At 73.8% G+C, this 7,389-nt stretch carries 9 protein-coding genes; 2 read left to right on the top strand and 7 right to left on the bottom strand.

The annotated features are described in order from the left end of the window. Positions 1–1,153: methyl-accepting chemotaxis protein (locus tag J7523_RS17525; protein WP_291889576.1), on the bottom strand; the 1,153-nt coding region annotated here is incomplete at its 3' end. 116 nt (positions 1,154–1,269) lie between these two features. After that, positions 1,270–2,241: a non-homologous end-joining DNA ligase gene (ligD, locus tag J7523_RS17520; RefSeq protein WP_291889572.1), complete on the bottom strand. Its 972-nt coding sequence runs from the start codon at positions 2,239–2,241 to the stop codon at positions 1,270–1,272. Positions 2,242–2,294: 53 nt separating this feature from the next. On the opposite strand from ligD, the gene J7523_RS17515 reads away from it, so the two are divergent. Further along, on the top strand, positions 2,295–2,588 hold the full coding sequence (locus J7523_RS17515) for a DUF1905 domain-containing protein (RefSeq protein ID WP_291889568.1): 294 nt from the start codon (positions 2,295–2,297) through the stop codon (positions 2,586–2,588). On the opposite strand, the gene J7523_RS17510 is transcribed toward J7523_RS17515, so the two are convergent. From J7523_RS17510 to J7523_RS17490, 5 genes are all read right to left on the bottom strand, one after another. After that, entirely contained in the window at positions 2,572–3,432 is an 861-nt protein-coding gene (locus J7523_RS17510; protein ID WP_291889566.1) for a CPBP family intramembrane glutamic endopeptidase, read from the bottom strand. The genes J7523_RS17515 and J7523_RS17510 overlap by 17 nt on opposite strands. A 97-nt stretch (positions 3,433–3,529) precedes the next feature. After that, positions 3,530–3,823, bottom strand: coding sequence for an SHOCT domain-containing protein (locus tag J7523_RS17505; RefSeq protein ID WP_291889563.1), 294 nt, complete (start codon positions 3,821–3,823; stop codon positions 3,530–3,532). A 162-nt stretch (positions 3,824–3,985) separates the two neighbouring features. After that, complete coding sequence (locus J7523_RS17500; RefSeq protein ID WP_291889560.1) at positions 3,986–4,651, bottom strand: response regulator transcription factor; 666 nt, start codon at positions 4,649–4,651, stop codon at positions 3,986–3,988. Next, positions 4,648–5,772: a sensor histidine kinase gene (locus J7523_RS17495; RefSeq protein ID WP_291889557.1), complete on the bottom strand. Its 1,125-nt coding sequence runs from the start codon at positions 5,770–5,772 to the stop codon at positions 4,648–4,650. Before J7523_RS17495 ends, J7523_RS17500 begins: the two co-directional genes overlap by 4 nt. A 90-nt stretch (positions 5,773–5,862) precedes the next feature. Further along, positions 5,863–6,705: an alpha/beta hydrolase gene (locus J7523_RS17490; protein WP_291889554.1), complete on the bottom strand. Its 843-nt coding sequence runs from the start codon at positions 6,703–6,705 to the stop codon at positions 5,863–5,865. A 96-nt stretch (positions 6,706–6,801) separates the two neighbouring features. Here J7523_RS17490 and J7523_RS17485 point away from each other — a divergent pair, with 96 nt between their 5' ends. Then, a complete protein-coding gene (locus tag J7523_RS17485; protein ID WP_291889550.1) occupies positions 6,802–7,362 on the top strand; it encodes a TetR/AcrR family transcriptional regulator in 561 nt (186 codons plus the stop codon). Positions 7,363–7,389 lie beyond the last annotated feature (27 nt).

Here is a 7,389-nt window from a genome sequence, read left to right as displayed (position 1 = left end):
CGATCGACGTGATGACCTTGACGACGTTGCCGATCTCCTGCGACGACAGACCGAGGCGCTGCACCCGCTCGTTGGTGACGGCGGCCATCTGCGTCGCGCGTCCGGCGACCTTGGCGGCCTCCGACGCGCTCTGCGCGACCTCGCGGATCGCGGAGCCCATCTCCTCTGACCCGAGCGACACGGACTGCACGTTGCGGGACACCTGCTCGGCGGCCGCGGCGACGACCCCGGCCTGCGCGCTCGTCTCGTCCTGAGCGGAGCCGACCTGCTGGGACGCGGCGGACAGCTGCTCGGCGGCGGCGGCGACGGTCTGGGAGGTCTCGACGACGCCCGCGAGCGTCTCGCGGATCGACTCCTGCGCGACCGCGAGCGCCTCGGCGGTCTGGCCGACCTCGTCGCCCGAGCGGACGCGGGCCGTCACGGTGAAGTCGCCGCGCGCCATGGCCTGCAGCGCCCGCTTGAGCTCGTCGACGGACCGGCGGATGCCGCGCGTGACCCGGTAGGTGAGCACGAGCACGAGGGCCAGCGCGACGGCGAGGCTCCCGACGAGCACGATCACGGCGGTGCCGGCCTCGCGCTGGGACTGCGTGGCGAGACCGTCGACGAACGCGGTGTTCTGCGCGGCGACCTCGTCGAGGTCCGCGACGTACGTCTCGATCGCGGGCTGCGCGATGTCGTCGCGGATCCGGTCGTAGGCGACGAGGTCGTTCTTCAGCGCCGCGGGGACCAGCTGGCCGTCGCGGATCGTGAGGAAGGCGTCGTAGTCCTCGAGGAACTGCTGCCACGTCGGGTCGGACCCGGCGGCGGTGCGGTTGTACTCGTCGATGCCGCCCTGGAGCTCGGCGTCGTTGTCGACGAGCCGCGCCTGCCAGTCGGCCTTGCTCTTCGCGTCGGCGGACGCGGCGATCTGCGCGACGATCATGCGTCCCTTGATCTGGTCCTGGTGGACGAGGCCCCGCACGTCGACGATGTCGCGCTGACCTTCGGCGATGGTCGCCATGTCGGCCTTGGCACCGAGCAGCACGGTGACGGCGTAGCCGGCGGACGCCAGGGCGACGGCACCGGCGACGGCGAACGTCAGCAGGATCTTCGCCTGGAGACCGCGGCGGGCGAACCAGCCGGTCGTGCGTCGGGAACTGGTCGTGCCGGCCATGGGGTTGTCGCCTCTCGTCGGTGCTCGGGTTTCCTCCGTGCGCACCCCGTCCGTTCGGCGCTCGTCGGGCGGTGATGAGAGGTTTGGTCCGTTTTGGACGGGCGTCCAGGATGCGCTCAGGGTTCCCGGACGACGTCCCCGACGGCCTTGTCGGGCCGCAGCCCGCGCCACGACGGGTGCCGCAGCCGCCCGTCCGACGTCCACTCGGTGAACGCGACCTCGCCCACGACCTGCGGCCGGACCCAGTGGACGTCGCGCGTCTCCGCCCCGGGCAGGCGCTCCGCGAACGGGGACGTGGCGACCTCGAGCGGACGCAGCACGTCGAGCAGGTCGTCGAGCATCCGCCGGGTGAAACCCGTGCCGACCGACCCGGCGGGGCGCAGCGCACCCGCGTCGTCGTGCACCCCGAGCACGAGCGCGCCGAGCGTCTGCGCACGCGCGCCCTTGCCGGGCCGCCACCCGACGACCACGACCTCCTGCATCCGGACGTGCTTGACCTTGAGCCAGTCCGCGGACCGTGCGCCCGGCCGGTAGCGGGCGGTGCGGCGCTTGGCGACGACACCCTCCAGGCCGTTCTCCCTGCTGGCGGCGAGCACGTCCGCGCCCGGGCCGTCGAACGCCGGCGGCGTCTGCCACGACGTCCCCGCGAGCCCGAGACCGTCGAGCAGCGCGCGACGCTCGTCGTACGGCAGGTCGACGGTCGGACGGCCGTCGAGGTGCAGCACGTCGAACACCAGGTAGACCACCGGGACCGTGCGGGCGAGCCGCCGGGCGGCCGCCGCATCCTGCACGTGCATCCGCTGCTGCAGCCGCCCGAAGTGCGGCGCGCCGCGCTCGTCGAACGTCACGAGCTCGCCGTCCAGCACCGCCGCGACCGACCCGAGGGCGTCGACCGGCTCCGCGACCTCCGGGTAGGACCGCGTGATGTCCAGGTCGTTGCGCGACATGAGCCGTACGCGCCCGCCGTCCACGTACGCGACCGCCCGGACGCCGTCCCACTTCATCTCGTAGGCCCAGCCGGCGTCGTCCTCGGGCAGCTCGCCCGGGGTGGCGAGCATCGGGCGCACGAGGTCGGGCAGCGGCGGCACGTGCCGAGTCTGCCGCTGGTCGACCCCGGCGGCGATGCGGGACCCTGTGCGGCATGGACCTGCAGGTGCGCGGCGAGATCTGGTACTGGCGCGGCCCGTCGCCGTACCACTACGTCACCGTGCCGCAGCCGGAGTCCGACGACCTGCGGGCCGTCGCCCGGGACGTCACCTACGGGTGGGGGATGATCCCGGTGGTCGCGCGGATCGGCAGGACGACGTGGACGACGTCGCTGTTCCCGAAGGACGGGCTGTACGTCGTCCCGATCAAGGACAAGGTGCGGGCCGCGGAGGGCTTGGAGGTCGGCGACGTCGTGAGCGTCGGGCTCGACGTCAGACCTCGCCGGTGACCGCAGGCGCCTCGGCGGGGCCAGTCGGGCGTGCACGGCCCCGGACGGCGAACAGCGCCACGACCGCCAGCACGATGAACAGGATGTTCGCCGGCCCGGCGAGGACGAGGAACGTGTTCTCCGACGCGCCGGTCGTCGTGTCGATGCCGCCCGTCGACAGGAACAGCGTCGGGTCGTACAGCCCGTGCAGCACGATCGGCCAGACCAGGTTGCCGGTCACGCGCAGCGTCAGGTACATGCAGATGCCGAAGCAGAACGTGTACGCGATGGTGAGCGCGACGGTGACGACCTTCTGCCCGCCGAGCAGGTTCGACGCGTGCAGCAGGGCGAAGACGAGCGACGACAGCACCATGACGCCCCGCTCGGACCGGCCCGCGTCCCGCAGCATCTTCACGACGATGCCGCGCGTGAGGACCTCCTCGGCGAACCCGATGAACGCACCGGTCAGCAGCGTGAGGAACACGACCCCGCCCGCGTACGCGCCGTAGTCGATCCCGAGCAGCCGCAGCACGACCGCGATCCCGACGAGCGCCGGCGCGAGCCACATCCACCGCCGCCCCGGCACGGGCTGCCGGCCGAACAGCACCGGGAACCAGCGGACGGACGCGACGAACGCGACGAGCACCGCACACCCGACCACGAGCGGCATCGTCAGGCCGAAGAACACGCTCTGCGGTGTCGCGAACACGTCGTCGGCATCGACCTGGTCGCCGAACAGGGACCCGACGAGCAGGCTCGCACCGAGGTACAGGGCCAGGTAGACGGCCGCGAGCAGCACGGCCCGCCACCATCCGCCGCGGTCCCAGAACGCCGTCCAGCGGGACGTCTCGGCGGGGGTCGACATGGTGGCCTCCTGTGGTGCGGCCCGCTCGTTCCCGACGCGCCGCGTGCCAGCAGCATCACCCGTCCCCCCGCCGGGCCGCCACCGGAGCGTCGACGCGTCACGTGCTCGGCGCGTCGGACGCGAGCAGCACCTCCAGGCGGGCGCGGTACTCCGACTCGTCGATCTCGCCGCGGGCGAACCGCTCGGCGAGGACCGCGCGGGCGCCGCCCGTGCCGCGGCGCTCGGAGTACAGCCCGCGTTGCTCGGCGTCCCAGCGGCGGTGGCGGCGGGCGCCGAACGCGAAGAACAGCGCGATCAGGGTGAACCAGAACAGCGGGAAGAGCAGGAACCAGGGTCCCGGACCCCATCCCCAGCCCCAGCCGACGGGGTGGGCCACGAGCGTGGTGAGCATGACGACCTCCGGTGTGGGTGGCGGCCGACCGTCGACCGCACCACCACCGTCGCCCGGCCGGCGGGTCGCGGTCGTCGTCCCCGCGGACCGTCCTGCCCGCTCCGTCCGGAGCGGCCTCGGCCCGCCCGTCCGGACGCCCCAGTGCGGCGGTCCGGAGCGGCCTCAGCCCGCCCAGCCCGGCCGGACGAGCCCCGACTCGTACGCCACCACCACGAGCTGCGCCCGGTCACGCGCGCCGAGCTTGGTCGCCGCCCGCAGAACGTGCGTCTTGACGGTGAGCGGGCTGAGGAACAGCCGCTCGCCGATCTCGTCGTTCGAGAGCCCCTCCGCGACGAGCACGAGCACCTCGCGCTCGCGCGCGGTGAGGTCCGCGAGCGCCGACGGCTCGGGCACCTCCCGGGTGGCGCGCGCGACGGTCGCGAGCAGCCGCCGGGTCACGGTGGGGGAAAGCAGCGCGTCGCCGGCCGCCACGACGCGTACGGCCCGCAGCAGGTCGGCGGGCTCGGTGTCCTTGACGAGGAACCCGGACGCGCCGCCGCGGATGGCCTCGGCGACGTACTCGTCGAGCTCGAACGTGGTGACGACGACGACGCGGACGCCGGCCGCGCGGGGCTCGTCGACGATCCGCCGGGTCGCGACCAGCCCGTCGACCCCGGGCATGCGGATGTCCATGAGCACCACATCCGGCAGCAGGTCGAGCGCGAGCCGGACGGCGTCGTCGCCGGTCGCGGCCTCGCCGACCACGGTCATGTCGGGCTCGCCGTCGACGAGCGCCCGGAAACCGCCGCGCACGAGCGCCTGGTCGTCGGCCAGCAGCACCCGGATCACGTCGGCACCTCGACGTGCACCACGAACCCGTCCGGCCCGGCGTCGACCCGGACGCTGCCGCCGACCGCCTCGGCCCGCTCGCGCATCCCCTGCAGCCCGTATCCCTCGACGAGCGCGCCGACGGGCGGCCCGTCGTCCCGGACCTCCAGCACGACCGTCGCGCCGACCGTGAGCGTGACCTGCACGGACGCACCGGGCGCGTGCCGCCGGACGTTCGTGAGCGCCTCCTGCAGGGCCCGGTGGACGACGGCGGCGACGGTCTCCGACAGGTCGGCGTCGAGGCCGTCGGCGTGGACCGTGAGCCCGTCGGCCCGGGCCCGCTCGACGAGGCTGGTCAGCCCGCCCGCCGGGGACCGGGGCGGCGCCTCGCCGTCGGCGCGCAGCACGCCGAGCACGTCCCGGACCTCGTCGAGCGCGGTCTTGCTCGCGTCGCGGATCTCGACGAGCGCCCGCCGGGCCGCCTCGGGCTCCCGGTCCATGAGGTGCAGCCCGACCCCGGCCTGCACCGTGATACCCGACAGGGAGTGTGCAAGCACGTCGTGCAGCTCCCGGGCGATCCGCAGCCGCTCGGCCGCGACCGCCGACTCCTCCCGCGACTGGCGGGCGGCCCGCAGCGCCTGCATCCGCTCACCTCGTCCGCGGGCGCCCTCGCCGAGCAGCATCGCGACGAGCAGCCCGGCGACGGTGAGCGTCGCCCACACCCGCGACGGCCCGTCCGGCCGCAGCGTCAGGACGCTCACCGCGACCACGGCGGCCGTCCCCGCACCCCACGCGAGCGCCCGCCGGCGGGTGGCTCCGAGCAGGACGACCACGAACCCGAGCGGGACGACGGCCGGACCGGGCTCGTACCCGAGGGCCAGGTACGTCACCGGCCCGACGACCGCGAGCACGGCCCCGACCACGGCCGGCGCACCGGGCTGCGCCACCAGCACGAGCGCCGCGGGCGCCAGCAGCAGGAGCGCGACGGCCAGCCAGTCGAACGCCCGGGCCTGCGGGTGCCACGCGTTCGCACCGGCGCAGCCCAGCACGGTGAACAGCGCCAGGAACGTGGCCGGGAACGTGATCCACGCCCGCCGACCGCGCCGGCCCCAGGGTGGTCCGGTCCAGGGCACGGGCGTCATCCGTCGACCGTAGCCAGGCCTGCGACGCGGCGCGTCCTCCGGGCGGAGCGTCGAGGACGATCCGCCCGGAGGACCGCGGGCGCCGGCCGGTCAGCCCGCGAGGAACTCCTTCAGCGCGCTGTTCACCTCGTCGGCGTGCGTCCACAGCAGGCCGTGCGGCGCACCCTCGACCTCGACGTACTGCGCGTCCGGGAGGGCCACCCGGAAACGGCGGGCGGTGACGTCGATCGGGAGGATGTTGTCCTTCGTCCCGTGCAGGATGAGCGACGGCTTGCCGCTCGCCCGCACGGCCTCGACGTCGGCCCGGAAGTCCTCGATCCACGACGGCACGACGGCGTACGCGGCGACGGGCGCGCTGCCGGTCGCGGTGTTCCAGCTCGCCTGGACGGCCTCGGGGCTGATGCGGCTGCCGAGGTTCTCGTCGAGGTTGTAGAAGTCCTTGTAGAACTGCGTGAACCAGGCGAACCTGTCGGACTTGGCGGCCGCGGCGATGCCGTCGAAGACGTCCTGCGGCACGCCCTCGGGGTTGTCGTCGCGCGCGACGAGGAACGGCTCGACGGACGCGAGGAACGCGAGCTTCTTGACGCGCTCGTGCCCGTAGGTCGACACGTAGCGGGCGAGCTCGCCGGTGCCCATGGAGAAGCCGACGAGGACGACGTCGCGCAGGTCGAGCGTCTCGAGGACGGTGTTAAGGTCGGCGGCGAACGTGTCGTAGTCGTAGCCGCTGCCGACCTTCGACGAGCGGCCGAAACCGCGGCGGTCGTACGTCAGGACGCGGTAGCCGGCGGCGAGCAGCTCGCGCGTCTGCCGCTCCCAGCTGTGCCCGTCGAGCGGATAGCCGTGGATGAGGAGCACCGGCTGCCCGGAGCCCTGGTCCTCGTAGTAGAGCTCGACCGGCGTGCTGTTCTCGGTGCCGACGGTGATGTAGCCCATGGTCCTGTCCCCTCTGCGACCAGCGAGAACGGTCGTTCTCGCCTGACACCCACGACCGTAGAGAACGTGCGTTCTCACGTCAAGTAGACTCAGGCCATGGACGACACGGAGGCGCGCGAGCGGATCCTCGCCGCGGCGGAGGCGCTGTACTACGAGCGCGGGTACGCCGCCGTCGGCGTCGACCAGGTGCGCACCGCCGCCGGTGTGTCGCTGCGTCGGGTGTACGCGCTGTTCCCGTCGAAGAACGGCATCGTCGAGGCCGTCCTGCGCCGCAAGCACGACGAGTGGGACGACGGCCTGGCGGACGCGGTCCGCGCCGCGGGCGACGACCGGCGCGCCCGGCTGCTCGCCGTCTACGCGTTCCTGGAGCAGTGGTTCTGCACCGACGGCTTCCGGGGGTGCGCGTTCATCAACGCGTTCGGCGAGCTCGGCGGGACCCACCCGGAGGTGGCGAGGATCGTCCGCGACCACAAGGCCTCGTTCCAGGCGTACATGGCGGGGCTCGTGACCGACGCGGGTGCCTCGGAGCAGCTCGCCGCGCAGCTGTCGATCCTCGCGGAGGGCGCGACGACCACGGCGGCGATCTCCGGCGACGGGCGGGCCGCGGCCCAGGCGCGTGCGGCGGCCGAGGTGCTCATCGACGCGGCGATCGCCTGAGCGTCGGCGACGCCGGCTGGTCGGCCC

Origin of the sequence: Cellulomonas sp., from assembly GCF_017744555.1 — a bacterium.
GTDB lineage: Bacteria > Actinomycetota > Actinomycetes > Actinomycetales > Cellulomonadaceae > Cellulomonas.
The sequence above is the reverse complement of the archived record's forward strand: the minus strand, read 5'-3'. Positions and strand labels throughout refer to the sequence as shown.

Bases quoted from the DNA above. Each gene is read 5' to 3' on its own strand.
- J7523_RS17490 (WP_291889554.1), bottom strand. From the start codon at position 6,705: ATGGGCTACATCACCGTCGGCACCGAGAACAGCACGCCGGTCGAGCTC.
- J7523_RS17505 (WP_291889563.1), bottom strand. From the start codon at position 3,823: ATGCTCACCACGCTCGTGGCCCACCCCGTCGGCTGGGGCTGGGGATGG.
- J7523_RS17485 (WP_291889550.1), top strand. From the start codon at position 6,802: ATGGACGACACGGAGGCGCGCGAGCGGATCCTCGCCGCGGCGGAGGCG.
- J7523_RS17495 (WP_291889557.1), bottom strand. From the start codon at position 5,772: ATGACGCCCGTGCCCTGGACCGGACCACCCTGGGGCCGGCGCGGTCGG.
- J7523_RS17515 (WP_291889568.1), top strand. From the start codon at position 2,295: ATGGACCTGCAGGTGCGCGGCGAGATCTGGTACTGGCGCGGCCCGTCG.
- J7523_RS17510 (WP_291889566.1), bottom strand. From the start codon at position 3,432: ATGTCGACCCCCGCCGAGACGTCCCGCTGGACGGCGTTCTGGGACCGC.